The 25,307-nt window shown below is 64.4% G+C and carries 19 protein-coding genes; 14 read left to right on the top strand and 5 right to left on the bottom strand.

Annotation, left to right across the window (positions count from 1 at the left end; genetic code table 11):
* Positions 1-32: 32 nt before the first annotated feature.
* From ACWV14_RS38615 to ACWV14_RS38595, 5 genes are all read right to left on the bottom strand, one after another.
* Positions 33-1,592, bottom strand: coding sequence for a methyltransferase (locus ACWV14_RS38615; RefSeq protein WP_454909835.1), 1,560 nt, complete (start codon positions 1,590-1,592; stop codon positions 33-35).
* A gap of 1 nt (position 1,593) precedes the next feature.
* A complete protein-coding gene (locus tag ACWV14_RS38610) occupies positions 1,594-2,130 on the bottom strand; it encodes a hypothetical protein (RefSeq protein WP_454909834.1) in 537 nt (178 codons plus the stop codon).
* A gap of 301 nt (positions 2,131-2,431) precedes the next feature.
* Positions 2,432-4,288 (bottom strand): hypothetical protein, encoded by a 1,857-nt coding sequence (locus tag ACWV14_RS38605; protein ID WP_454909833.1) that lies wholly within the window; start codon positions 4,286-4,288, stop codon positions 2,432-2,434.
* A gap of 133 nt (positions 4,289-4,421) precedes the next feature.
* The gene (locus ACWV14_RS38600; protein ID WP_454909832.1) at positions 4,422-5,669 is read right to left on the bottom strand and encodes a DNA methyltransferase; all 1,248 of its coding nucleotides are present in this window, start codon (positions 5,667-5,669) and stop codon (positions 4,422-4,424) included.
* Positions 5,670-5,841: 172 nt separating this feature from the next.
* Positions 5,842-6,585 (bottom strand): hypothetical protein, encoded by a 744-nt coding sequence (locus ACWV14_RS38595; protein WP_454909831.1) that lies wholly within the window; start codon positions 6,583-6,585, stop codon positions 5,842-5,844.
* Between the two features lie 120 nt (positions 6,586-6,705).
* Here ACWV14_RS38595 and ACWV14_RS38590 point away from each other — a divergent pair, with 120 nt between their 5' ends.
* From ACWV14_RS38590 to ACWV14_RS38525, 14 genes are all read left to right on the top strand, one after another.
* Positions 6,706-8,733: a DNA gyrase/topoisomerase IV subunit B gene (locus ACWV14_RS38590; protein WP_298705611.1), complete on the top strand. Its 2,028-nt coding sequence runs from the start codon at positions 6,706-6,708 to the stop codon at positions 8,731-8,733.
* Entirely contained in the window at positions 8,730-9,092 is a 363-nt protein-coding gene (locus ACWV14_RS38585) for a hypothetical protein (protein ID WP_298705608.1), read from the top strand. Before ACWV14_RS38590 ends, ACWV14_RS38585 begins: the two co-directional genes overlap by 4 nt.
* Positions 9,093-9,152: 60 nt before the next feature.
* The gene (gyrA, locus tag ACWV14_RS38580; RefSeq protein ID WP_298705604.1) at positions 9,153-11,633 is read left to right on the top strand and encodes a DNA gyrase subunit A; all 2,481 of its coding nucleotides are present in this window, start codon (positions 9,153-9,155) and stop codon (positions 11,631-11,633) included.
* 35 nt (positions 11,634-11,668) lie between these two features.
* Positions 11,669-12,115 (top strand): hypothetical protein, encoded by a 447-nt coding sequence (locus ACWV14_RS38575; protein WP_454909830.1) that lies wholly within the window; start codon positions 11,669-11,671, stop codon positions 12,113-12,115.
* The gene (locus ACWV14_RS38570) at positions 12,112-12,591 is read left to right on the top strand and encodes a hypothetical protein (protein WP_298705598.1); all 480 of its coding nucleotides are present in this window, start codon (positions 12,112-12,114) and stop codon (positions 12,589-12,591) included. Before ACWV14_RS38575 ends, ACWV14_RS38570 begins: the two co-directional genes overlap by 4 nt.
* A gap of 29 nt (positions 12,592-12,620) precedes the next feature.
* Positions 12,621-13,358 (top strand): hypothetical protein, encoded by a 738-nt coding sequence (locus ACWV14_RS38565; protein WP_454909829.1) that lies wholly within the window; start codon positions 12,621-12,623, stop codon positions 13,356-13,358.
* Between the two features lie 88 nt (positions 13,359-13,446).
* A complete protein-coding gene (locus ACWV14_RS38560; RefSeq protein ID WP_298705592.1) occupies positions 13,447-13,986 on the top strand; it encodes a helicase associated domain-containing protein in 540 nt (179 codons plus the stop codon).
* A gap of 1 nt (position 13,987) precedes the next feature.
* A complete protein-coding gene (locus ACWV14_RS38555; RefSeq protein ID WP_454909828.1) occupies positions 13,988-14,278 on the top strand; it encodes a hypothetical protein in 291 nt (96 codons plus the stop codon).
* A gap of 41 nt (positions 14,279-14,319) precedes the next feature.
* The gene (locus ACWV14_RS38550) at positions 14,320-14,838 is read left to right on the top strand and encodes a helicase associated domain-containing protein (RefSeq protein ID WP_454909827.1); all 519 of its coding nucleotides are present in this window, start codon (positions 14,320-14,322) and stop codon (positions 14,836-14,838) included.
* Positions 14,839-14,938: 100 nt separating this feature from the next.
* A complete protein-coding gene (locus tag ACWV14_RS38545; RefSeq protein ID WP_298705584.1) occupies positions 14,939-15,625 on the top strand; it encodes a hypothetical protein in 687 nt (228 codons plus the stop codon).
* Between the two features lie 2 nt (positions 15,626-15,627).
* Positions 15,628-16,584, top strand: a complete 957-nt coding sequence (locus ACWV14_RS38540; RefSeq protein WP_298705582.1) for a hypothetical protein — start codon at positions 15,628-15,630, stop codon at positions 16,582-16,584.
* Between the two features lie 2 nt (positions 16,585-16,586).
* On the top strand, positions 16,587-18,950 hold the full coding sequence (locus tag ACWV14_RS38535; RefSeq protein WP_454909825.1) for a hypothetical protein: 2,364 nt from the start codon (positions 16,587-16,589) through the stop codon (positions 18,948-18,950).
* 1,205 nt (positions 18,951-20,155) lie between these two features.
* The gene (locus ACWV14_RS38530) at positions 20,156-22,744 is read left to right on the top strand and encodes a Helicase associated domain protein (protein ID WP_454909824.1); all 2,589 of its coding nucleotides are present in this window, start codon (positions 20,156-20,158) and stop codon (positions 22,742-22,744) included.
* A complete protein-coding gene (locus ACWV14_RS38525) occupies positions 22,741-25,212 on the top strand; it encodes a Helicase associated domain protein (protein WP_454909823.1) in 2,472 nt (823 codons plus the stop codon). The genes ACWV14_RS38530 and ACWV14_RS38525 overlap by 4 nt, the downstream gene beginning before the upstream one ends.
* Positions 25,213-25,307: the final 95 nt, after the last annotated feature.

Genomic DNA, 25,307 nt, shown 5'->3' with positions numbered 1-25,307 from the left:
TGGGCGTGGCGGATTTGAGTGACGGGGCTTGCTCAGCCGCGGGGCGCCTCGGCGACTGCTTCGTCTTGATCCTCGTATTCGGCGAGGGTCCGAACCTGGTTCCAGGGGAAGTTCTCGGCATCCATGCGCAACATCAAGGTGGCGACCTCGGTGCCCGCCTCGTGGAAGGCGCCAGCGGGGATTTCCTCCACGTCGGCCAGGCTCTGTTCGGCGAAGTCGCGGAACTTCGTGGCGACCGACGAGGTGCGGTACTGGAAGCTGCGCGACATGATGGCCACCAGAACGCCCTCGGGCTTGAGGAACTTGGCTGCGTGTTCGACGTGGCGCATGTCCTGCTGATTTCCGAACGGCGGGTTCATGATCACGGCGTCGTAGAGCTGCTGGGGCTCCATCGCGAGGAAGTCGCCGTGCACGACATTCTTCAGGCCGGCAGCGCGCAGTGTTGCCACATTGCGGTCGAGGTATTCGCAGGTGAACACGTTGTCCAGGCCAACAATCTCCGCAGCGCGCAACGCCAAGCTGCCGGACCCGGCGCTGGGCTCGAGGACCCGCATACCGGGCGCGAGCTGCGCCTTGGCGACCGCTTCATCAGCCAGCGGGCCTGAGGTGAAAAAGAAACCGAAATCCTTGGAGGTGAGATACGCGCCCGATGCGATCACCGCGGCCACTGCTTCGTCCGCATGCCCGGCAAACACGTGCGCCTGCGTCTTGCCGCCTTTCCAGGCACCGCCTAGGTCCTTGAGCACTTCGTTGACCTTCTTGTAGAGCTTCGGGTCCAGCCGCTCGGGCCCGAGGAAGAACTTGTTGTCCTCGGTGCGGCCAGCGCGCAGCACGCGCAGAACCTCGGGGTCGATCGCGCGCGCCTTCGATGCGGCGTTGTCCGGCAGCGCTGTTTCGTGCGCATGACGCGCGCGACCTGCTTCGTCGGGCGGTGAGGTCGATTCCGGTGCGGATTCGGGGGTGAGCTCGGACGAGACCTTCGGGGCCTTCCTCCCGCCACGCGCAGCAGGGGTCTTCGCCGGCGGTGCGTCCGAGCAGTCCGTCGCGGCGGGCGCCTCGACCCGGCCCGTGCCCTGCGGCTCCAGCGCGTTCTGGATGTCGCCCAGGAGGTGGTTGACCCTGGCGTTGTTCTTGTCGATGCGCTGCGCCAGAGAGGGCGCAGCGGCAACGCCAGGCTGCATCGGTGCGCCGATCACCGGCAGGGGCAAGCGACCCTCAAGGCGAGCGCGCAGCACGTCGACCTGCTCGGGCGTCAGGCCGCCGAGTAGACGTGCGCCGAGGATGGTCTGGTACTTGAGATAGAGGTCGTGCGGGCCATCAACTCGACGCACGAGTTCAAGGTAGTAGTGGTCGCGGGCCTTTTCCCCCGATCCCACCGAGTAAATGGCGCGGGTTCCGAGCAAGGCCATCAGCGCCGGTGAAGCATCGAAGCCAGCAAACCCGCTTCCGGTCCAACGGTCGCCGTGGTTGGGCAGGAAGACTGACAACTGCGTTCGCGAAGGCGTGTCCCAGAGGCAGACGCGCTCGAGCAGCTCGGCCATCTCGCCGGCGCTGAGCAAGGGATTGCGGGTGAAAGGATATTCGCGGGCCATGTCAGTTCCTCGGGGCGCTTGAGGCCTCATCGGTTTCGTTGTCGGGGGCATCGGGCATATCGGGGAGGCCGTCCGGTTCTTGGGCCGGACCCGGGTCATCTGCCTGGTGCAGCGCGTCGCACACGGCATCCCAACTCACCTCCTGCACATCGATGCCGGCCGTGGCCAGCTTCGGGATCGCGTGGCGGCGGATGGTGGCCCAGGGGACGTAGGGATAGGGGCTCAGCTGGTCGGCGGGCACCGTCGCGTCACCGCCTGCCTCCTTTGCGACGCAGTACCAGCGCTGGCGCGGGTCGTCTTCAGCGCGTTGGGGGGGGCTGGTCACCAGCACCGCGACCTGTTCGGCGCCCACGTCGGGAGGTGTCCAGTGGGCGAACGCCCCGATGCGGGGGCGCCAGGTCGAATCGACCAGCCAGCTTGGGCGGATCGCTGCCCAGAAGGATGGGTCGGCCTTCAGCAGCCGTACGGCGTCCTCGGTGGCGAGGTTCTGGCAGGAGAGAGACGCACGGAATGCATTCGTTGTTGGCGCTGGATTCATCGTCCGCATTATTAGGCGAATGCGGAGCAATAGAAGATTTGTTTGATCGCGAGTCAACCTTCGCCTTGCAGGGTCGACGTCGGTTTTCGTCGGTCGGTCCCAGGCGTTGCGCCCTTGGCGCGGCTACCGGCCGGGCTGAGCCCCGGCCGCGGCCGGCCTGGCCGCGCGCATGCGAGTGCGAGCGTCTTCAAGACGCAGCCGCCTGCGCGGAGATCGAGGGGTGAGGACGGGGGACTTGTGGCGCGGGCTGCAGGCTATGGCAGCCGCGCCCGCCGGCGCGGGCCGGCGGGTCGAGGCGGGGTCAGAGGGCCCAGTCGCGAAGTGCCGTCGAGAGAGAGGTGGGCGCCCAGAGGTACGGGAGGGATTTGCTGATGTTGACGATCGCCAGCGAATCGTAGGCCTTGTGCTCGCGCAGGCGGCTATACAGCAGGCGGTTCAACATTGAGCCGCCGGCAGCGCGCAGCGTCTCGATGATGAGCGCCTCAAGAGGGCGAGCTTTCCAGAACGAGGGGGGCGGGGAAAGCTTCAGAGCCAGTGTCTCGGCTGCCGCGTCGCCGCGCACGTCCTGATTGATCAGCGCCTGAATCAGAATCTGCGATGACGCGAGACTCTTGACCCCAAGGCGGTTGCGGGCAGATTGGAACTCAACGCTGCCGCTGAGCACCCATTCGAGTGATTTCCGCGCGTCATCCATCTTCAGTGCCTTGGGGTGGGTGACGGCAAGCATTGTCTCGATCAGCGGGGGCAATAGAGTCGCGTCCTGCACCACTCCCCATCCCTCGCTCAGCAGCCAGCGGACTGTGGGCAGTTCATTGAGGATGTCCTCGCAGTCCTTGGTTTTGAGCACGCTGAGCCCTGAGGAGCGCGAGCCGAGCTCGGCCTTCGCTCCTTTGAGCACCGCGGCGAGAGAGAACGCTCCCTGCGCAACTGATAGGTCCCGTGCCCGCATGCAGACGACGTGCGCCCATAGAGCATCCCGTGAATGCGGCACCCAGAAGAACAAATCGGTCGCGCGTGCAGTGCCCCCATTGATCAGAGTGCTCACCATCGCTCCGTCACGCAGGTCCAGCATGTCGGTCAGGAAATGCATGATGCCGATGACATGGGCCTTGCCGATCAGCGGGGCCAGGCGGGTTTGCAGGTGCCACGCTCCCATGAACCTGATGCCTTCGATCGACTTGCGCAGTGTCTGCAGTGCAGGGGAGTAGACGCTGCGCGTGGCCATAAGTCCGGCCAGAGGCTGAAGGCGCCGACGCAACACGACAGCGGTTTTCTGAGCCGCGGCGTCTGAACCCCAAAAAGACTCGTCGAACGCAGGGGTGGCCTTTTGAGAAACTCCGAACGCCCAGTGAAGACTCTCTTCAGTCCAAGGCTCGGGCTTTTTCACCGCCGCGAACATGGCGGAGAGGATCTCGCGGATCTCCTGAGGTACGGAAGCTTGCTCAAGCTCGGTCAGGCGCCTCTTCAGCAGAAGGCCCAAGTCGGAGGCGTTGGGCACCCAGCTGTCCGCCAAGGAGGCCAGCACCTCGTCGATGCCCAGGATGTGTCCGCCGTCCAGCGGGCACACTTTGTTTGCCTCGGCCAACATCCATCCCAGGCGAAGGTCGTTGCCGGTGACGATGAGGCCGTTGGCGGCGCGCACACGCAGCGAGGCGTCACCCGCATGCAGCCCGGCAACGACCCGGGGCTCGAGGTTCAACGTCAGCTTACGGTCGTATACCACCCGCCGGCGAACGGGGGGGTGTTGGGCGGCGGCGGGCATCGCCTCGTCTTGACCGATCGACTCGTACTCGTCGGCATGGAACTGGAGCGAGGAGCGCCGGGCCGGCATGCCGGGATCCGGCTCGGCAGCCTTGAGCAGGTTGGCGACGCTCAGGCCGATCCAGCCAGCGGATTCCAGAATGGTGAAGCGATCGGTGCCCAAGGTGACGTGAAGGCTCGTTGCTGGACGCGCTTCGAGGACCTTGAGCGAGACTTCCTTGTTGGTTCGTAGGCGGCCGATCCGGCGGGGGATGTGCCGTGCCTCGAGCATCTTTGCCAGATGCTCGTGTATGACTTTCTCACTGTACTTGCGATCGCCGGGCGACAGGGACGCGACGAACTCGGGGTCGGAAAATCGATCGAGATTCGCGGAGTCACGACCAGAGGGAAAGGTCATCCTCCACGGCAAGCCGTGTGCTATTCCAAGAGGGAGGGGGAGGATCGTTGACATGGCCCCGGAGGATACTTACTTTTTCGCCCTCGGCGAAAATCGAGTGCACCAAAGATCGACGAAATTGAAGGCGCATGTATCAGTTGCCCACTGTGCGGAACGGCGCCTCGTTCCATCCCGGCAGATCGAAGCTGGCCATGAAGCCTTCGCAGTGCTGCAGGCGTAGCGAGCCGCCCGCAACGTACTGGGCCATCTTCTCGAACGCAATCCAGCGCCGTCCCGCTTCTTCGCATGCCAGTGCAGTACTTAACCAACCACCAAAGATGTCAACGACGAGGGCATCAGGCGGAGTGAGGAACTCGACAAGCAAGCGGGCGAGTTTCACCGGCATCAATGCGCCATGAGTGGCCAATCCAAGACTTTTAGCCAGTTTGCGGGATTGCGCAACCTCTTTACTCGTGGTAGGAATATTCAAAACGTTCTTGGGAATTGTTCCCAGCGTTTGATTTGAAAAGGAGCCCGGCCGCAACTTGTACGCGCCGTCGCCGTAGCGTGCGGTGCGTTGTTCGCCGCCGCGCGCCAGCAGCTGGGCATGCCTCGGCGAGTGAGGCTGAAGAACGCGCCGGTTGTCTGCAATGCAGGCGACCGGATCATTGCAGAACACAAGCACAGGCTCATAGCCTACGCAGAGTTGTTGGCGAGTGATCGAGGCCCAATAGGTCGGGCCCGGAGCCTTGTTAGACGCCCACACGACCCTATCGATGAGGCTGAGCCCCAGTTTTTGGGACATGGCAATTGTCAGTTTTTCCAAATACAAGGATCGGGCTGGTGATCGAGCCAGAAAAATGTCGTTCGAGAGGTTCAACGCGATGCAGCCTCCCCTGACAAGGTTCTTCAGCAGTGGTTCGATCGAGCCGCAGATGAAGTCGACGAATGCTTCCTCGGACGGATTTCCATACGCGCGAGCATGGCGGAGCGGGTAAGGCGGCGAAGTGATGATCGCGTGGATGCTCTCCGTGAATTGGCTGGTCAGGGTTTCGCTTCGGACCCAGATCGCGCAACCCAAGTTGGTGGAGCAGGCCACCATTGCGACGCCCTCGGGCGCAGGCGTGAGCTCCGGATCCTGCTGCGCTTGCGGAGTGAGGCGCCAGGTGCCTCGCTGCCCCGGCACCCGCTCAATGAGGCCCATGGCCTTCATGGTCTGCTGGTGCCATCGCACTCTGCGGTGTGCGAGGTTGTGCGGCTGGCGAGCTCGCCCAACCGGTGAGCGCTCTCCGTTGGCTACGTTCAGCGTCTCGTATAGCTTGGTGTTGGAGATGCCTTCATCGTGAATCTGGACCTGGCGGTAGGCGGCGAGGAGCGGTTCGAAGAGGTCGGGTTGCTGCATGTGAACGATCAAATTGGGTGTGCGAGCAGGATTGCATTTCGGCGGATCAACCGTCTAGGTTGCGGCCCTTGGTATCCCTCTCAATGCTCGTTCCTGCACGGGCAGGCTCCCTGAGCCAATCGCCCCCTTGCGAGGCCAGAATCTGGGTCGCTCGGGAAGGCCTGGGCTTCATCTAGCGCCCGGTCGCATAAGGCGAGGGCATCGGCCCGCCGGCCGCGGCCGCGGCCGGTGCGGGGGCGGCCGGCTCCGGCGTGTTCCTGGCCGGTGGGACGAAGGGGCTGGGCATCGCCTGAAGGCTGGTGCCCATGTAAACGGGCTGACGAGCGACAGGATAGGAAGCCACAGCAACGGGCGTTTGAACCGGGTCCGGCACGGTCGCGGGCGCGTCCTTCAGGGGGGTGACCGGGATTGCGGCCACCTGCGGGCCTTCGATGCGCGGGCCGCCGAGGACCATGCCGGCGCCGGCGGCGGCGGTTGCGTCGTCGCTCAGCACCCAGCTTCCAGTGTTCGCGATCCACGTGAGGCTGATCCGCTCCCCGGAATCCCAGGTGCAGTGGAAGACCACAGGAGGGGGGCGATCGCCGGGGCTTGGCTCCGGGGCGAATGGATCCTGTTCGGGGGGGCGGCGCTCGTCGCAACCACGCAGCGCTTGGCGGTGCGCGAATTCGTTGATCTCGGAGATCTTGCCGGGGGTGAGGGGGCTCGTCTGGTGGGCGTCCGCGAGGCGGGCGACAAAGGCGGTAGCGAAGCGCGAGTAAGCCTCCTGGGCATCCTGGGTCGTGGGCGGGGAGGGCGCCTGGGCGAATGCGGCCCCAGCGAAGGCGGCCAGCAGGAGAGGAAGCCGGCGGGGCGCTACCGCGGCAAAGCGTGGCCTCGGCGCGGCGGGTGTGGTGGGGCCGGGCGAAGAGCCGGGCAAGAGACTTCGCATAAACAACCTAGCGGAATTATCCTCTGTGCCGATACTATTGCACAAAGGAACAAGCCGACAAGGTAGTCGTGCGAATTCACATCATCTATTCAGCATTGAAAGGCCCCGATGTCTACCACGCCCACCGTCTATGACGGCTCTCAGATCAAGGTTCTGCGCGGCTTGGAGGCCGTACGCAAGCGACCCGGCATGTACATCGGCGACACCGGGAAGCGGGGGTTTCACCACATGGTGTGGGAAATCCTGGACAACAGCATCGACGAGCACCTGGGCGGGCATTGCGATCGCATCGCGGTGCGCATCCACGCCGACGGATCGGTATCCGTGGCCGACAACGGGCGCGGCATTCCGGTGGACATTCACAAAGAAGAGAAGATCGCCACTGCCACCGTGGTCATGACCGTCCTGCACGCCGGCGGCAAATTCGAGAACGAGTCGGGCGAGAGCGCCTACAAGACGAGCGGCGGTCTGCATGGCGTGGGCGCGTCGGTAGTCAACGCACTGTCGAGCCGCTTCGAGATGACGATCGAGCGCGACGGCGGGCAGTATTTCCAGGCGTTCGAGAACGGGGGCAACCCGGTCGAGAAGCTCAAGCGCATCGGCAGCGCCGACGGCCACGGCACGACGATCCGCTTCTGGCCGGACCTCACGATCTTCAAGCCGGAGGAGGGCGAAGGCGACTTGTCCTATGACCATGGGATCATCGTGCACTCGCTGAGCACGCGTGCTCACCTGAACCCGGGGCTGTTGATCACCTACACCGACGAGCGCAGCGGCCTGGCCTCCGAGTGGAAGGCCGACAGCTTCAGCGAGATCCTGGACGTCGTCTCCGAAAACCGCAATCCGCCGGTGTTGCGGGCGTTGTCCGCGCACCAGAAGGTCGCCACGAAAGAGGGCGAGGTCGAAGTGATGGCCGCCTTCCGCGTGCATGCGGAGCGCTCCAGCATCATCGTGTCCTTCGCAAACGGCGTTTCTACGCCCAGCGGCGGCAGCCACGATGCGGGGTTTCGCTCGGCGCTGCTGCGCGCGTACAACAAGTATGCCGAGGACAACAAACTCACGAAGGAAGCCTTTGTCGCCGAGGATGTACGGGAAGGGCTCGTCGCGGCGGTGTCGGTCCGCCTTACCGAGCCACGCTTCTCCGGCCAGACCAAGGACAAACTGGCGAACACCGAGTGCAACGGCGCGGTTGCCTCGGCAACCTACCAGCTGCTGATGAAATTCTTCGAGGAGAACCCGAAGGAGGCCAAGACGGCGATCCTGCGCGCCGACCGCGCCGCGCGCGCACGCGCTGCAGCCGATCGGGCCCGTGACCAGGTGGAGCGAAAGAATCCGCTGTCGGTCGGCACCTTGCCCGGCAAGCTGGCCGACTGCCAGGAAACCGATCCCGAGCTGTGCGAGTTGTTCCTGGTGGAAGGCGACTCCGCGGGTGGATCGGCCAAGCAGGGCCGCGACCGCAAGACGCAAGCCATCCTCGCGCTCAAGGGCAAGCCCCTGAACGTTTTGCGCTTGGATGACGTCGCCAAAGGCCTGCAGTCCGACGAGATCGACAACATCGTCCAGGCCTTCGGCTGTGGCGCGGCCAGCGCCTTCGACATCACGAAGCTGCGCTATCACAAGCTCATCCTGATGACGGACGCGGACGTGGACGGTGCGCACATCGTCACGCTGCTGCTCACCTTGATCCACCGCTACATGCCGGAGTTGATCGTCCAGGGGCACGTCTACGTCGCCCAGCCGCCCCTGTTTCGCGTGCGCAAGGGCAAGGCTGACCCGGTGTGGATTCGCGATGATGCGGCGCTCGCTGCATTCTTCGCCTCGCATGGTGGTCGCGAGGGCTACGAAGTGCAACGCTTCAAGGGCCTGGGGGAGATGAGCGCTGAGCAGTTGTGGAGCACCACGCTCGATCCGGCCGTTCGCACGCTCGTGCGTCTGCAGTATGCGCAGCCCGTTGCGCTCGATCAGGATGAGCAGGTCGTAGCGCCCTTGAGCGGGCCGGACGGCGTGGTTGTGGCGCCGGCACGCCGCGTGGGCGAACACGAGGACCAGGTGTTCGAGCTGCTAATGGGCAAGGATGTGCCCCCGAGGCGCGCGTTTATCGAGGCGCGAGCGACGTACGCGCAGGTCGACGTATGAAGACCACCAGCAAGACTGCCGTCGGTGGCAAGACCGTTGCCGCGCCAGAGACGCCCAAGGCCAGGCAAAGCTTCGTCATCAGCCATCCGGAGATGGGCGTGTTCCTGGGCCTGTCCATGGGCTTCGCATTCTGGTCGAAGCTCGATCCGGTGGGGCAGGACCACGCGCCAGCCTTCGACAACGAAGCGCAAGCGGAGGAGTTCATGGCGAAGTGGGACAACGGCCGCCCTCAAGGCGTTTCGCTCGTGCCCGTACTGCCGGACCTGGACGGCTATGTGAGCGTCGCTACATGCGTCGCAGCAGGCCTGCCGGGCTGGATCGACGAGCAGATGCCCGTCGCGAACCAGATGCCGATCTGAACAAGGACCCCTCCCGCCGCGTGCGCGGCTCCCGCCTGATACCTGAACGAATCACTCTCCATGACCACCCTGATCAACCAGTTCGTCCAACCCCTGATGGAGCAAAGCTTCATCGACTACGCCATGTCGGTGATCACGGACCGCGCGCTTCCCGACGTGAGAGACGGCCTCAAGCCGGTGCACCGTCGCATCCTGTACGCGATGTACGACGCCACCAACACGAGCAACAAGGCCTACCGGAAGGCTGCGCGCACCGTGGGTGACGTAATCGGCAAGTACCACCCGCACGGCGACCAGAGCGTCTATGCCGCGATGGTTCGCATGGCCCAGCCGTTCACGATGTCCACGCCGCTGATTGACGGACAGGGCAACTTCGGCTCGATCGACGGCGACATGCCGGCGGCAATGCGGTACACGGAAGCACGCTTGACGAAGATCTCCGGCGAGTTCTTTCACGACCTGCGCAAGGAAACGATCGCCTGGATGCCGAATTACGACGGCCAGGAAGAGGAGCCCTCGGTGCTCACCGCGCCCTATCCCAACCTGCTGGTGAACGGCGTCGACGGGATCGCCGTCGGCATGGCCAGTGTCATCCCGCCGCACAACCTTCGGGCGGTGTGCATGACCGCGTTGGAGCTGATCGATCGCCCCGACGCGAGCACCGCCGAAGTGGTCTCGCTGCTGCAGGCGCCCGACTTCCCCACGGCTGCGATCGTGCACGGTCTAGACGGATTCGCCCAGGCAGTCGAGACCGGCCGCGGCCGCATCAAGCTGCGCTCTCGCTGGCACGAGGAAGACCGGGGCCGGGGCTCGAAGGCCATCGTCATCGACGAGATCCCGTTCCAGGTGAACAAGGCCGAGCTGGTGGCCAAGATCGCCGATCTCGTGCGCGAGAAGAAAATCGAAGGCATCGTGGACCTGCGCGACGAGAGCAACAAGGAAGGTGTGCGCGTGTGGATCGCCCTGCGCAAGGACGAGTCGCCCGAGGCCGTGTTTGCCGAGCTGGCCTCCAAGACCGACCTGGAAACATCGATCACCTACAACTGCGTGGTGCTGGATGGCGGGCGCCCCAAGCAACTCGGCCTGAAGGACATCATCCTGAAGTGGATCGTCTTCCGCGAAGACGTGGTGGTCGCGCGCCACGTCTTCGAGCGCAAGCAGGCGCGCGCGCGTCTTCACATCTTGGAGGCGTACCTAGCCGCGCTGGGCATGCTCGACCAGGTCATCGCGCTCATCCGAGCAGCGGAGAACCCGGCGGCAGCCAAGAGCGGCCTCATGGCGTTGTTGTCCGTCGACGACCTGCAGGCCCAAGCGATCCTCGATCTACGGTTGCAGAAGCTCACGGGCATGGAGCTGGAAGGCATCCGTGCCGAGCACGCGGAAGTTCTGGCCAAGATCGCGGGCCTGACCGAGATCATCGACAGCCCCGAACGCATCCGCGCAGTGATCCGCGAGGAGCTCACCGACATCGCCGCGCGCTACGGACACAACCGGCGCACCGAGATCGGGGTGGGCATCTCGGACATCACGCGCGAGGACCTGATTCCGCGCGAGGACGTGCTCATCACGATGACGCAGGGCGGCTACGTGAAGCGCCTGCCGGCCAACGCGCTGCGCAGCCAGAACCGCGGCACACGCGGCAAGACAGCGCTCGCGCTGGGCGACGACGACAGCATCAGCTTCATGCGCCAGAGCCACAGCCACGATAGCCTCATGGTGTTCGCCAAGAGCGGCCAGGTGTACGGCATCAAGGCCTATCGTATTCCCGAGGGCACGCTGACAACGAAGGGCCGCCACATCCGCAACGTGATCGAGGGGCTCGACGAGGAGATCTCGGCGGTGCTCGCGCTGCCCGAGAAGGATCCCGAGATCACCGTGCTGACTGTGACCCGCAGCGGCCAGGTCAAGCGCACGGCGATCGAGGACTACGACGGCGCCACCCGTAAGGGCGGTATCCGCGGTGTCGGGCTGGACGATGGCGACACGCTGGTGGGTGCCTTCGCGGTGCGAGATCGCGATGACGTGATGCTGGTTTCGGACTCGGGCAAAGCGATCCGTTTCGAGGCCTCCGACGTGCGTGTGATGGGCCGCACCGCCGGCGGCGTGCGCGGCATCAAGCTCGACGACGGTGAGCTCCTGATCGGCGCCGCCATCCTGCCCGAGGGTCAGACGAGCGGCCTGCACCTGCTGTGCGTGGGGGAGAACGGCGTGGGCAAGCGCACGCCGGTGGATGACTTCCCGGTCCAGGGCCGCGCCGGCGGTGGCGTGATCGCCTTCAAGGCGAACAAGAAGACCGGCATGCTGGTGACAGCCATGGGCGTCACGGAAGCGCAGGACCTGATCATGTTGGCATCCAACGGCGTCAGCAACCGGGTCGCGGTGAAGGACATCCGGGAGACGGGCCGCGCCGCTTCGGGCGTGATCCTCATGAACGTCGACGAGGGTGCGCGGCTCGTGAGCGCGACGGTCTCGGTGCGTGACGGAGAAGACGAACTCGAGCAGCCGCAAGCAACCGTATCGGCAGCGGAAGGCTCGGAATGACCCGGGCACATTCGAGTAGACCGTGGCTGGCCAAAGTGGCCATTGCGATCGGCGTTGCAGGGATCAATGCGCTGTTCGTGCTCATCGTTTGCGGCCTGATGATTCGTGCTGTGCTGCCGCCGTTGCCAGCCTTCCCGGCGGAGGATATCTTGAGATTGTGGGCTTTCTCGGCATTCGTGACCCTCATGGTCTCGGCGGTTCTGGTCGAGAAGCGAGAGCTCAACGCGGCCGCTGATTCCCAGATTCGATACCTCGGGAAGGTGCTGGTCGTCGCGTTGGCCCTGTCGGCCCTTGGAGCCTTTGCTTCCCTCGGGCCGGCGAGTGCACTGGACCTGGTGTTGGCCTTGGGGTGGGCTTTTACAAACCCAGCGTACCTCGTGATTACGTCGTACCTCATGATCACCTCAACCATTGGGCATTTCGCGTGCCAATGGGTGTTGAGAAAGTTGAGCCCGCCCGTCGCAGTGGAAGTCGCCGAATGACCGCCGCGCACTCGCCCGTCCAGCGCGTGGACCACGCGAATCAGCTGATCCAGGTGATCGCCGCTCACGGCCGACGCTTCTTCTACAGCACGCAGCACCAGCGCCATGCGCGCGTGGAACGGGATCCGCGCGGCCGGATCTGGTGGGTGGACGACTACACCGGCAAGCGCATCTACATGCACAGGACGCCGTTCGGCAACAAGTGGCGCGGCTTCTCGCACGGTGGCACCCTGCGCAGCCTGGCCGAAGCGATGCGCGATTACATCACCGGAGGAGACCACCTCCACATTGACTGGATTGCACCGGCCATGTCTCGTGGAGACCTGTGGGGGTACGGCGAGCAGGGTGCGCGTGACGTGCGCGCCGCGGCCTTCGCGCTCCCGATCATGGCCACGCTGGTTGACCCTGACGAGACGTTGTTGAAGGCGGTGGTCAGCCGGCCCTTGAACCGGTCTCTGCCACCGCAGAGGCCTTAAAGCAGATCACTTTGAGAAGGCTTTTCGTCATGAGCAAAACCAAGCAATTCCACCTCCCTCCGGGGATCACATTGGCTCCTGAGGAGGTATCCCGGATGAGGCGGGCGGCTGGCGCGCGTCGAGACATCGTTCTCATCTTCGCGATCGTCGTCGCGTTGGCGAGCCTAACCGTTGCTCTGACCCTGGGGCTGCGATCCTCCCTAGACTGGCAGTCGATGGCGGTGATTGTTTTTGCAGCATTCGCTGGCGGTGCTGGCGCTGGCGTGTTGTTCAAGCGCTGGAACGCGATTGAGGAGGATCGCCGTGTGGAAGAACCTGAAGACTGCCCGCCCTTCAACCAACTGGGCGAGCTCGAGCGACTGGCGAGTCTTCTGACGGGGTCACAAGGCCAGTACGGTGTCGGCAAGCAGCTCCAGCGGTGCCGCACCGTAGCAGCCTTGCTCCTCACGACCAATGCCGACGGCGACCTCGTGCTTTCGCGACAGCAGGTCTCGGCCCTTTTCTACAAGCTGATCGCGATGGACGACTACCTGAGCGATGTCCTGGAGCATCCTGCACTGTGGCGGCATCCGCGCTCCCATGACAGCCGTGAACAGCTGCGGATGGCCATGGCGGACACCGGCCCCGAGCTCTACCACAGGATCATGGAGAAGAACGGCCTGCAGCGGCCCATCAGCGGCACGCGGATGCAGGTCATTGCGCCCGGGGAACCCACCGACGCCGCGGCAAAGGCTTTGGCCGCCGCGAAGCAGGAGCTGGCCCGATGACCACCCTGACCCATCCCGCCGACCAGGCGCTGCACGTGGCGGTGCTTCGGGCCGAAGCCGACGCGCCAGATGAGGGGAGTACATCGCCGTGCCCTTTTCGCGAAAACTGACACCGGCCCAGACGCTAGAAGCCTGGCGTCGGTACTACCCGCGACTGACGGCGTTCCGCGCCGAGCATGGGCACGTCGACGTTCCGGCGGGCGGGAGAAATGAGTCCTTGAGGCTGTGGCTCATGACGGAGAACCGGCTGGCAAGATCGTCTGACTATCCACCCAGGCGGCGCGAGCTGCTCGAGGCCCAAGGCTACGTCTTCACGGCACCCACTGTGAACGCGCGCCTGTGGCAGCTTCGGATTGCGCAACTTCAAAGCTACATCGAATATCACGGCACCTGGCGGGTGCGCCACGACGAACCACAACTTCGCGCGTGGCTATACGCCTCGCGCAAGAGCGCTCGCGAAGGCCTGCTTGAACCGCACCTTGTGAATGACCTGGAAGCACTGGGCGTGTCGGTCGCACTGCTGCCGAACAAAGCAAAGAATGGCCACGGGGTGCGCAGTCTCCCTAGTGCTTCCGGCGAGATGTATGGGTCCGATTGGGAAGCGCCGGAAGTGGAGCGTCCTCGCTGACATGCTGCCCCTGTTCAACACCGACACTGCGGCTCTGCGTGATCCGGTCGCGCGGCCTCCTGTGAGCTTGGCCCTGCGGTCCGTGCGCGCCGCGGGCCGCCTCGCACTCGTCTCGGGGATCGGAGCCGTCGTGCCGCTGCTGCTGACCTGGCTGTTGCTGGGCGTGATGGCGGCTGCAGGTGCGGCTGCGCCTCCAACGCCCGGGATCCTTGCCGCGATCTGGGCCGGCATCACATTCACGATGGCCACGGCCTACCTTCTTGCGCGCTGTTCGCGCGCGACCGTCAAGTAGGCGCGGTCGCGCCGTGCAAGCACCACACTGAGAACGACATCGTGCACACCAACCCTTCCTTGTGGCAGAGCATTGATGCCTGGCGCCGCAATTTCCCCCGGTTGAAGGCCTTCCACTCGAAACACGGGCACGTCGATCCAGGTGGGCCGCTGGGGATCTGGCTCAAGCGGGAGCTCCGGGAGGCGCGTAAGCCCGACTACTCGCCCAAGCGGCACAAGATGCTTGAAGACCTCGGCGTCAAGTTCGAGCCCGACTTCAACTACAGGTTGTGGAGCCTGCGGATGACGCAGTTGCAGAGCTACATCGAGGCGAACGGGACGTGGAAGGTTGGCCCAGAAGATCGCGACCTGCAGCTGTGGCTGTGGGCAGCGCGTCGGGATTCGCGGGATGGCATCGTTCCGAAGAGCCTTGTCCACGATCTCGAAGCACTTGGCGTGCCCATCGAGCCGCTAAAGAGAGGCCCTCTCTTCGCCGCAGATCGAGCTATTTTCCTCTCTGTGCCGCCCGGCGAAGCGTTCGGATCGGACGGCGAAGAGCCAGTGCAGGAAAGTCCGCGCTGAGCGCGAAGATTCGCGACGGAAAAATTGTTCGCAGGGAAGCGCCGCCAACCTAGCGCGATTCGGGTCGCCGATGCAAAGATGGTCGGAAGAGGACAGCACCATGAACCACACTCCATCTCCATCAGCTGCAAGACGTGGGTCCCCATCGGTGCCGATGCAGGGCATCCTGCTCGGCTCCGGTAGCTTGTGCCGATTGTGCATTCACAAGCTCAAGCGTGAAGACGGGGACGACATCGAGCGACGCCTTTGCGCGTCGTGTAAGGACGACCCAGTGGCCAAGGACCTGCTGCCACTCGTGACGCCCAGCGATGCCTCCTTCCAGGCTCCGACTGTCGCTCCGATTGCGGCGGCGCCACAGACCTCGCGCGGCCCCTTCGCGAATATGGTTGCCGACGTGACGGGGGGAGGCCTACCGGTCACACCGCCGACCGTTTCCTTCACCGATGCCGACTTTGCCCTGATCCGTCGCATCGGCGCGTTCATGCCTGTGCACAAGCTGCTGGAGATCCTCAACGAGCGACGCGCGTGCGATCTGGGCACCGACAAGGACCCCTACAGCATCGAGCAGCTGGTGGCCGCTATCGCCGACATGCACGGGGCCAAGGATCCGACCGCTCTTGGGCGCGACTGGCCCAGCCTGCGCAAGCTGCTCGCACAGGCCCGCCGCGCCGGCGTGCTGGAACAGATCAACAACCAGGTCATCGACGATTTCGCGGTCGTCTTCCAGCTCAACGCCAAGCAGGTGGTCGAGCTCAAGGACATCGTGCTCGGCGCCAAGGAGGATTGAATATGACGGAAGAAAACACACAGGTGTCCCTGGTGCGTCGGGATGAGATGCTGAATGCCACGCTCAAGGTGGGCGGGCAGCCGCTCGCTCTTGCGGAGTACGCGACCACGGGCCTCGTCGCTGTGGGCGTGGGCCCGCGAGGCTGCGGCAAGACCAACATCGGACAGCTGATCGGCGAGCAGCTGTCTGAGCAGGGCTGGGTGACCGTAATTTTTGATCCCGAGCGGGAGATCGAGTTGATGTACGGCGCCGCCGTGAAGAGCCCCGAGGAACTGCGCGAGCGGCTCATCCTTCGCGACAAGCCCATCGTGGTGGTGAGCGCTGCGAATGCGTCGGAGTTCGTGCCCTACGGCCAGGTCGTGCTCGAGGTGTCCGACCGCGAGCGCAAGCCCCTGTTCGTGTGCTTGGATGAAGGCCAGTTGTTCAGTGCCTCCCACAAGCGCTCGGACAGCCTGGGCGAAGCCGCGGACATCATCAACGAGTTCGTCGGCCGCGGCCGCAAGCGCGCACTGGACCTATACATCACGGCGCTGCGCTTCACCGGGAGCGTGCACCGCCTGATCTTCTCCAACAAGAACCTGACGTTCGTGGGCTGCCAGGAAGATGCTGCGGCCTGGTCGGCGCTGGCACCGCAGTTCAAGTCCTCCGGCATCGGCTTCGGCGACCTCAGCGCCCTGGCCCCAGGCGAGTTCTTCTGCATCAGCCGGCGTGGCATCGAGAAGGTGAAGGTGCCGATGGCCGAGGCGCTCAAGCGTGTGGCCCCGGCGGCGACGGCCGTGCGCCGCAGCTTGCCCGCCACCTACAGCCAGTGGGACCGTGCCATGCGTGCCATTCCAGTCGAGCGCCTGGGCATGCTGAGCGACCCGGTGATGACCTTGCTGGGCAAGGTGGCGGGGTTGTCCCAACAGCAGATGCTTGCAGGCCAGACGGCACTGCAGGACGAACTCGAGTTGCGCTGAGCATGGCCAAGGACGAGAACGTCACGGATGCCGGCTCGGGCTCGGCAAGAGCTGCGAGCGAAGATCTGGCCTGGAAGCGCTTCGTGCTTGTTGATGGCGGGGGCGCGCGCAACACTGAGCTGGCGCACATCCTCCATCGTACCGTGGCGGAGATCGAAGTCGTCAAGCGCTCTCATTCGGGCGGGAAGCGTGGTTGGCGCGGCCGCGACTTCGATGCGCTGTTCGAGAAGTGGAACGGTCGCCCTCCGCGCGACGAAGAGTGGCCTATTCCGTTCTTCTACGAGAAACGAGGCTCCTACGAGTGGCAGGCGCCAGAGGTCGCGGTGCTGGCCACGCTGGTCGGTCAGCTGTCCGTGACGGACATCGCTGAGGCGCTGACGGTTCGGCTGCAGACGATCACCGGCGACGCTCGAGCGAAGCGGGGCCGCATGGCGGTGCAGAACCAGATCGCGCGCATGGGGCTGATGAGCTCGGACCTGTTGGGCGGTATCGCCGTCCCAGATGCCGCGCGCGAGGTGGGTTCCTACCAGCTCGTGCACCAAGCAATCAGAAACCGAGAACTCGAGGCGCGCAAGATCGGAGCCCGCTTGATGATCGGACACAAGGCGTGGGCGGCGTGGAAGGCCAAGATCCAGGCGCCGCCAGAGGACTTCGTGCAGCTCAGCACGCTGAAGGGGCCGCTCGGAATTTCTAGCGACAAGCTCCCCGAATTCGCGAGGATGGGCTACGTCCCCAATGCTATTCAGTGCAAGCCGTTCGGGACGAAGGGCATGAACACCACGCAGTTCGGCAGCTGGTACGTGCCGAAGGCGGTTGCGGATCAACTCCTTGCCGACCGACGCGAAGGGCGCCCGATGCCTTGGCACGGGAAGCCCCTTCTCGACAACCTCAAGGTCACGTTCCGGCTTTGGCAGGAACGCGAGCACCCTAAGGACTGCGCGACCTGCGCGCAGATCTGGGGAAAGGCCGGCGCACCGGCGGACTTCGATGAGTACATCCAGCGCTACCCGGCATTGGCTCACGGTGCCAAGCGGCACCTCACGATGGTATGGCACCCGGGCGTGACCGTCGGGGAGCTGGTGCAGCGATCCCTGCGCTCTGAGTACCATGTCCGCCGTTCGATCGATAACGGGGTCCTGGCTGCCCAACTCGTCGATGGAGTGCTGCGCATCACGCGGACCGACGCCGCGCGCTGGATCGCGCGCAGATGTCCTACGGGTGATGCAGAGAAAAGCTGGCTGTCGTTTGAATCCGCTGAGAAGCAGTACCTGCTCAGCGAAGCGGATCTGGTGGACCTGTGCGACCGCGGAGTGTTCAAGCTCAAGATTGGAACGAAAGGGCGCTATGTGCTGCGTCAGCAATGCGCCCAGTACCGTGAGAGGGTCGGCTTCTCGGAGGAGGAGGCCGCAATGCGAGCCAAAGTCAGCGTGCCGCAGATGCGGGAGCTATTGCAGGGCGTGGACTGGCGCGGCGCGAAGGGCATTCCGCTGGTCACGGTGCAGGCCGTGATCAAGCGCCTCCAGAGCCAGGCAGGTAAGACGTTCGAGCAGGCCAGCGAGGAGCTGGGTGCAACGGTTCAGTGGATCGAGGAGCGCGTCGCTGACGGCACCGTGACGGTGAAGCGGAACAAGTGGGACGATCGGCTGTACCTGACCAACCCGATGGTGGCGCGGCTGCGCGAAGCGTTCGGGAAGCCTGTGCCGCGCGGCAGACTCGACGCGAACTGGATTCGGCTGGCCGATGCCGGGCATATGGCTGGGGTGTCGACAACCACCCTTGCGCGGTGGGGCGAAGCTGGCGAGATCCGCCGCAGCCAGGAGTTGAACGGTATGCACTACCACCAGGACGATGTGCGTGCCCGGGCTCGGTTGTACTGGAAGACGTCTCGGTACCGGCGCGCCAAGCTGCCGGCATGGCTGGTGGCAGAGCTGCAAGGCGCGCCCGTTGCGAGCGCGCCGCAATCGGCGACCCAGACGCGCCAGCGCGCGGCGGCCGAGGCGCGATCGAGCGATGCGGCGCCGATTGTCGAGGATGACGTCACACCACTCGTGGACCTGCTGATTGGATGGCTCGCAACGCCGAAGTTTTACCTCAACACCCTCAGGGCACTGCGTGCTCGCTTCCGCCGCGGCCAGGGGGAGCCGAGCGAGAGTGAAGCGCGCGTGAGAAAGCTCCTCGCCGAACGATTTGTTCGCATGAGCGACTATGACCTGGTCGCCTTTGACGATATCGATGCGGCGACGCGCGGCGAGCTCGTCAAGCAGGCTCTGGCGTTTGTCGGTGCCTCAAGGGACAGCCTCGGCGCGGAGCATTGGTCGCGCATCCAGGTTGCGATCGCCCGGCGCCTCGCCGGCGGGGACTCGTAGGGCGGCATTTAACAGGTGATTGGCGCTGCGGCCGAGTCGTCACGATGAGGCCCATGACCCTCAATCCGTGGTTCGGCTTTCCGTTGCACCCCGACTGCACCATGACTGCACTTCCGGGGCTCGGCGGGGGCCTCATCGGCGCCAGGCCGAACGCGTGCATAGCGACGCGCAGCATCGAAGCACCCGACTTGCGGGCGCCCACTGCAAATAGCGCCTCAAAGCTCCCTCAGAGCGACCCCACTTCGCAGTGGTACGGGCACCATCGAGGGCATGTCCGTGACTCAAACAGGAATATGGGTAGCTGCCAGCAAACACCAGAGAACGACGCGTTGTTTCAGCTTCCCTTCCGACAGATCGCGACCTGCTGTTTCCAGCAGGTGTGGGTGGCGCCCTGCATTGTTTTTGCTGCTTATCTGCTGGAATCTGTGGCACAACTTCTCGTGGAGTTGGGCACGATCTTGGAATGGAGAAGCTGCCCAAAAAAGGAACAGGCCCGAAGAGCATTTGCGCGGACATCGGAGTCAGCTCTCTGTCGACTGCACGATCGCTGCACGATGACTACGCTTCTTCTACGCTTCTTCGAGCTGGAGCGTGCATCATGAAAGCAAATGCATTTGCAGCGCACTCGGAGCGCACTCACTCAACGCCAGGACGGGCAGCATTGAGGCCATGTTCACGACCCAGTCAATACCCAGGGCGGCAAGAGAGTTTCGCGCCGCTCCGGTTGCACGATGGTTGCGCGATGGTTGCACTTCTGCGGACAGAAGTGGGCACCATGGCAGCCTAATTTGTCATTTCAGTGCACCCCGCGTCCGGAACGACCATCGAGGCGATGCAGCGCGCCGGGCGTGAACCCCGAAAGAGCCTTTGCCGCACCCGTGTCGCACTTGTGTGGCACCCAGTCCGCGTCGTTTCCGGCACGATGGCTTTGGGTTCTGGCCGAAATTGTGTATCGGGTGCACAACGCTTGCGAACCAGTTTCGGCCCAGGCATTTTGTGTCTTTGAACGATCGGCTGAGTTCCTCTGATTTCTTCTGATTTCACCTGACCCCCTCAGGTCCTTTCGGCGACGAATTCCTGGGGTTTGGCGGAACAGAAAGAGGGGAACTAATGCTTTGGAAATGCGTTGCGCCGTACTAGAAATGGGACGCAAACGAGATATGCAACATGGCGAACGTGAAACACTATAGATGAAAGGATGAAGAATGAATGCTCGTGTACCGGGACTTCCGCTCAAGAAGCTGCCTCATCAGCACCAGGACGAGGCCCTTGAAGGCATCGACCTTGCCCTTGCCACCTACAACCGCGCAAAGGTCATCATGGCCTGCGGTACGGGGAAAACATTGGTGCAGCTGTGGGCCAATGAGCGGCGCGACGCGGGCGTGACGATCGTGTTCTTCCCAACGCTGGGGCTGCAGTCGCAGAGCCTGCGTGAATGGCGCGTGCAGCAAGGCGGCGATCTGACATTCCGCGACCTCTGTGTGTGCTCCGACGAGACGGTCGACGCCGGCGGCAGTGCGCGCGATGCTGACGGGGACCACATCCTGGATCACGGGGCCGTGGCCGGCGACATGCGGTTCGCGCCTACCACCGATCCGGCGGTGGTGCGCCAGTTCCTCATGGGCGCCGACCAGGCGCGCTCCTATGGCCAGCGCTCCATCGTCTTCTGCACGTACGCCTCGGCGCCTGTCGTCGCGCAGGCCATGCTCGGTGCTGACGGCGCGTTTGATCTGTCGCCTTTCGATCTCGGCATCTTCGACGAGGCCCACAAGACGGTTGGCGCCGAGGGCAAGCTCAATGCCTTCGCCCTGACGGACGCGAAGCTGCCGATCCGGGATCGCCTGTTCTTCACCGCCACACCCAAGATCGTGGAGACGGTGGCCACCGCCGACGACCCGCATGCCATGCGGGTCGTCTCGATGGACAACGAGGCCCTGTACGGCCCCACCGCCTACCACCTCGGTTTCGCCGAGGCGGCGCGCCGCGGCCTCATCACCCGCTTCCAGGTCGTGGCGACGTTCGTGAACAACGAGAAGCTCACGCCCGAGGAGCTGGCGTCGCCAGATGCCAAGCGCATCGCCGACACCTATGCGTTGCAGGACGCCATGAAGGTCACCGGCGGGCGCAAGGCCATCACCTTCCACAGCCGCGTCGATAACGCCCTGGCGTTCGCGCAGGGCATCAACGCACCCGGCGTGCGGGCCTTCCATGTCAACGGGAAGATGCCGATCCGCGACCGCGAGCGCCAGCTCGCCGCCTTCGGGCGCGCCGACACCGGTGTCATGACCAACGCCAACTGCCTGACCGAGGGAGTGGACGTGCCCACCGTCGACGTGGTGGCCTTCATGGACCCGAAGCAGGACGTGGTGGGCATTGGCCAGGCTGCGGGCCGGGCGATGCGCAAGGCAGAAGGCAAGGACCTGGGCTACATCCTCGTGCCGCTGCGCGTCGACCTGACCGCCGGCGAGACCATCGAGCAGGCCATCGACCGAGGCAACTTCCACCAGATCATCCAGGTGCTGCGCTCGCTGACGGAGAACGATGGGGAGGAGGGCGCGTGGACCACGCGCCTGGCCACCGCGCTGGAGAGTCAGGACGGGCAGCCGCCGCTGCTGCGGCTTGTGGGGTTGGGTGGGCCGGATGAATCGACGCCGGCGTCGATCGATGTCGAGCGGATCCGGGAATCGATCAGCACGCGGATTTTGTTTGGGGACGGAGGGTTCGAGTCGCGGGTGAGGGAGTTGGAGGCGTTCAAGCGGGAGCACGGGCACTGCGATGTGCCCTGGGATCATCCAGGTCTGGGCCAATGGGTCTCGGCGCAGCGCCGGGCTGCCAATCGTCCCGGCTACCCTGAGGATCGTCGTGCTCGACTCGATGCCATGGAGATGGTTTGGGGGGTGTTAGCCGATAGAAGCGCTCAAAGACTCGGTGAACTGGAAGCGTTCAAGAAAGCGAACGGGCATTGCAACGTGCCGAAGAGGCGCCCAGGAGGCTTGGGCAACTGGGTGGCGGAGCAGCGCCTAGCTGCCAAGAAGCCCGGCTATCCGGAGGAGCGCCGGGCGCTGCTCGATGCGATGGGCTTCGAGTGGAATCCCATTGATGCCGCTTGGGAGCGATGGTTCGAGGTACTCGCTACTTACAAGCTGGAGCACGGGCACTGCAACGTGCCAAATCGGGCGGGGGGCCTGGGCCAGTGGGTCACGAGGCAGCGCAAGGCCGCGAAGAAGTCCAGCTACCCAGAGGACTGCCGCGCGCGTCTCGATGCGCTGGGCCTCAAGTGGGGGGTAAGAGAGAGAACACGTCACGCCACCTCGGAGCGATCCTCGGAGCGATGGTTCGAGGAACTTGCTGCTTACAAGCGGGAGCACGGCAACTGCAATGTGCCCCGCAGCTCTGGTGGGTTGGGCGAATGGGTGTCAAAGCAGCGCCGAGCCGCAAATCGTCCCGGCTATCCCGAGGACCGCCGTGCGCAGCTCGATGCGCTGGGGTTCGAGTGGACCGTACGGGACACAGCGTGGGAGCGGCGATACGAGGAGCTCGCTGCATACGAGCAGGTGCACGGGCACTGCAATGTGCCCCATGGATACGACGGCGGCCTGGGCCGCTGGGTGGCGAATCAGCGCTTCGCCGCCAAGAAAAACAGCTACCCCGAAGAACGCCGTGTCCGTCTCAAAGCTCTCGGCTTCGACTGGCGCCCGTTGAAGGACGCCACCCGACCCGAGCGGGCCGATCCCGACCTCAGCTGCGGAGCGGCCGAAGACCAGGATCAACAACCCCAGGGACCCCGCCCATGAACTCCCACGTCCCCTCCCTTATCGCGCCACCGGACATCGCCCCCACACCGCCCCGCATGTCGACCAACTTCAAGAAGCAACCGCTCCCCCATCAGCTCGATGCCCTCCACGGCATCAGCCAGGTGCTTGCCCTCTCGAACCGCGCCAAGGTCATCAAGGCCTGCGGTACCGGCAAGACGCTGACGGCCATGTGGGCGGTTCAGCAGCACGGGGCCCGCACCGCCATCATCTTCGTGCCGTCCCTGGCGCTGCTGGCGCAGACCTATCGGGCATGGCGCGCGGAGAACACGTTCCCGGGTGGCTTTCGCCACATGTGCGTGTGCTCGGACCGGAGCGTCGACGCCGAGGCTGACGACGTTGTCCTGAGCGACGCAGAGCGGCGAGAGTTCAGGGCCAGCACCGATCCTGCCGCGGTGCGCGCGTTCCTGAGCACCGAACCGCAGGACGAGGCAGGGTCGCCGGCGCCACTGTCGGTGATCTTCTGCACCTATGACTCGGCCGCTGTGGTGGGCGAAGCTTTGCGTGGCATGGCCGTTGGCGATGCCAGCAAGGGCCCGTCCATCGACATCGCGATCTTCGACGAGGCCCACAAGACGGTGGGAGTCGAAGGCAAGCGCAACGCCTTCGCGCTGTCCGACCGGAACCTGTCTATCGGCCAGCGGTTGTTCTTCACGGCCACCGAGAAGCTTGTGGAAGCGGCGACTTCGGCCGAGGACGCTGCGGACGGGCACGTGGTGTCGATGGACAACGAGTCCCTGTACGGCCCGACCGCCTACAAGCTCGGCTTCGCGGAGGCCGCCGAGCGCGGGCTGATCACGCCCTTCCAGGTCGTGGCCTCCTACGTGAACGACGCGCGCTTGAGCATGCAGGAGCTCGCATCACCCCAAGCCAGAATGATCGCCGACACCCGCGCGTTGCTACACGCGATGAAGGTCACCGGTGCGCGCAAGGTCATCACGTTCCACTCGCGAGTAGCTGACGCTCAGGCCTTCGCCGCGGAGATGGCGCGTATCGAAGGCATTCCGACCTTCCATGTGAACGGCGAGATGAGCAGCAGCGAGCGCGATCGCCAGCTCGAGCAGTTCGGCGAGACCTCGAACGGCATCATGACCAATGCTAGATGCCTGACCGAGGGCATCGACGTGCCCACGGTCGACATGGTCGCGTTCATGGACCCGAAGGAGAGCTCGACGGACATCGTTCAGGCCGGGGGCCGCGCGCTGCGCCTCGCGCACGGCAAGACCCTCGGCTACATGTTCGTGCCGTTGTATGCCGATGTCGCCGGCGGCGAAACCGTTGAGCAAGCGATCGACCGTAGCGATTTCCGGCGAGTGATGGAGGTGTTGCGTTCGCTGACGGAAAACGACGGCGAGGATGAACCCTGGACGACTCGTCTTTCGGGGGCACTGGGGAGGCGAGCCGGCGGGGCTCCTTTGTTGCGAGTGATCGCGGATGGCGTTGATGATGTCGATGCTCAGCGGATCGTGTCGGCGATCAGCGCAAGGATTCTTGATTTCGCTCGGCCGGGGTTTGATGCGAGGGTGATCGAGTTGGAAGCGTTCAAGAAAGAGTACGGTCACTGCAGAGTGCCGCAGGCATACCCAGGCCGTCTAGCCTCCTGGATGAGTATGCAGCGGCAAGCCGGCAAGGACCCTGGCTATTCAAATGAGCGCCGTGCCAAGCTCGATGCGATTGGGTTCGTGTGGAACGTTGTCGATGCGAGGGAAGAGCGTTGGTTCGAGGAACTAGAGGACTTCAGGAAGAAGCATGGGCATTGCAACGTCCCATATGTGCGATCAGGCGGCCTGGGTCGGTGGGCAGCGGACCAGCGCATGGCCGCCAAGAAGCCCGGCTACCCCGAGGATCGCCGGGCACGTCTCGATGTGATGGGGTTCGTATGGGTGGTCCGTGACGTCGACGCAGTGCTCGAGAAGCGGTTCGAGGAACTCGAGGCCTTTAGGATGGAGCACGGCCACTGCGATGTACCGAGGTCCCAGCCAGGCGGCCTAGCTCTTTGGGTCGCAACGCAGCGCCAGGCCGCCAAGAAGATCGGCTACCCCGAAGACCGCCGCGCTCGGCTTGATGCGATGGGATTCGCGTGGGTGGTCCGCGACGTCGACGCAGTGCTCGAGAGGCGGTTTGAGGAGCTTGAGAACTACAGGATGGAGCATGGCCACTGCAATGTGCCATTTTGGCACCCGGGCAACCTGGGTCGATGGGTCGCGACGCAGCGCCAGGCCGCCAAGAAGCTCGGCTACCCCGAAGACCGCCGCGCCCGGCTCGATGCGATGGGATTCGTGTGGCGTATGCCGAGAACTGGATCGCCGGTTGATCGGAATGACGGTCGGGCCCCCGCCGAGTCGCAACACATTGCCAACGAATGCGCGGGCGTTCAGGTGGCGACGCCCGAAGCCGATGGTGACGACGACTTTGAGGAGGAAGGCGATGCCGACGCTCCGCGCGGGTGAAAGGGGGCTCCTGGTTTCTGCCGAAGCGAGCCTTCTCCTGATATCCCGAGAGAGTTTCGATCAAAGGGAGCAGCTATCGGCCTGAATGTTCCCGC

It is taken from the genome of Variovorax durovernensis (assembly GCF_977011995.1).
The sequence above is the reverse complement of the archived record's forward strand: the minus strand, read 5'-3'. Positions and strand labels throughout refer to the sequence as shown.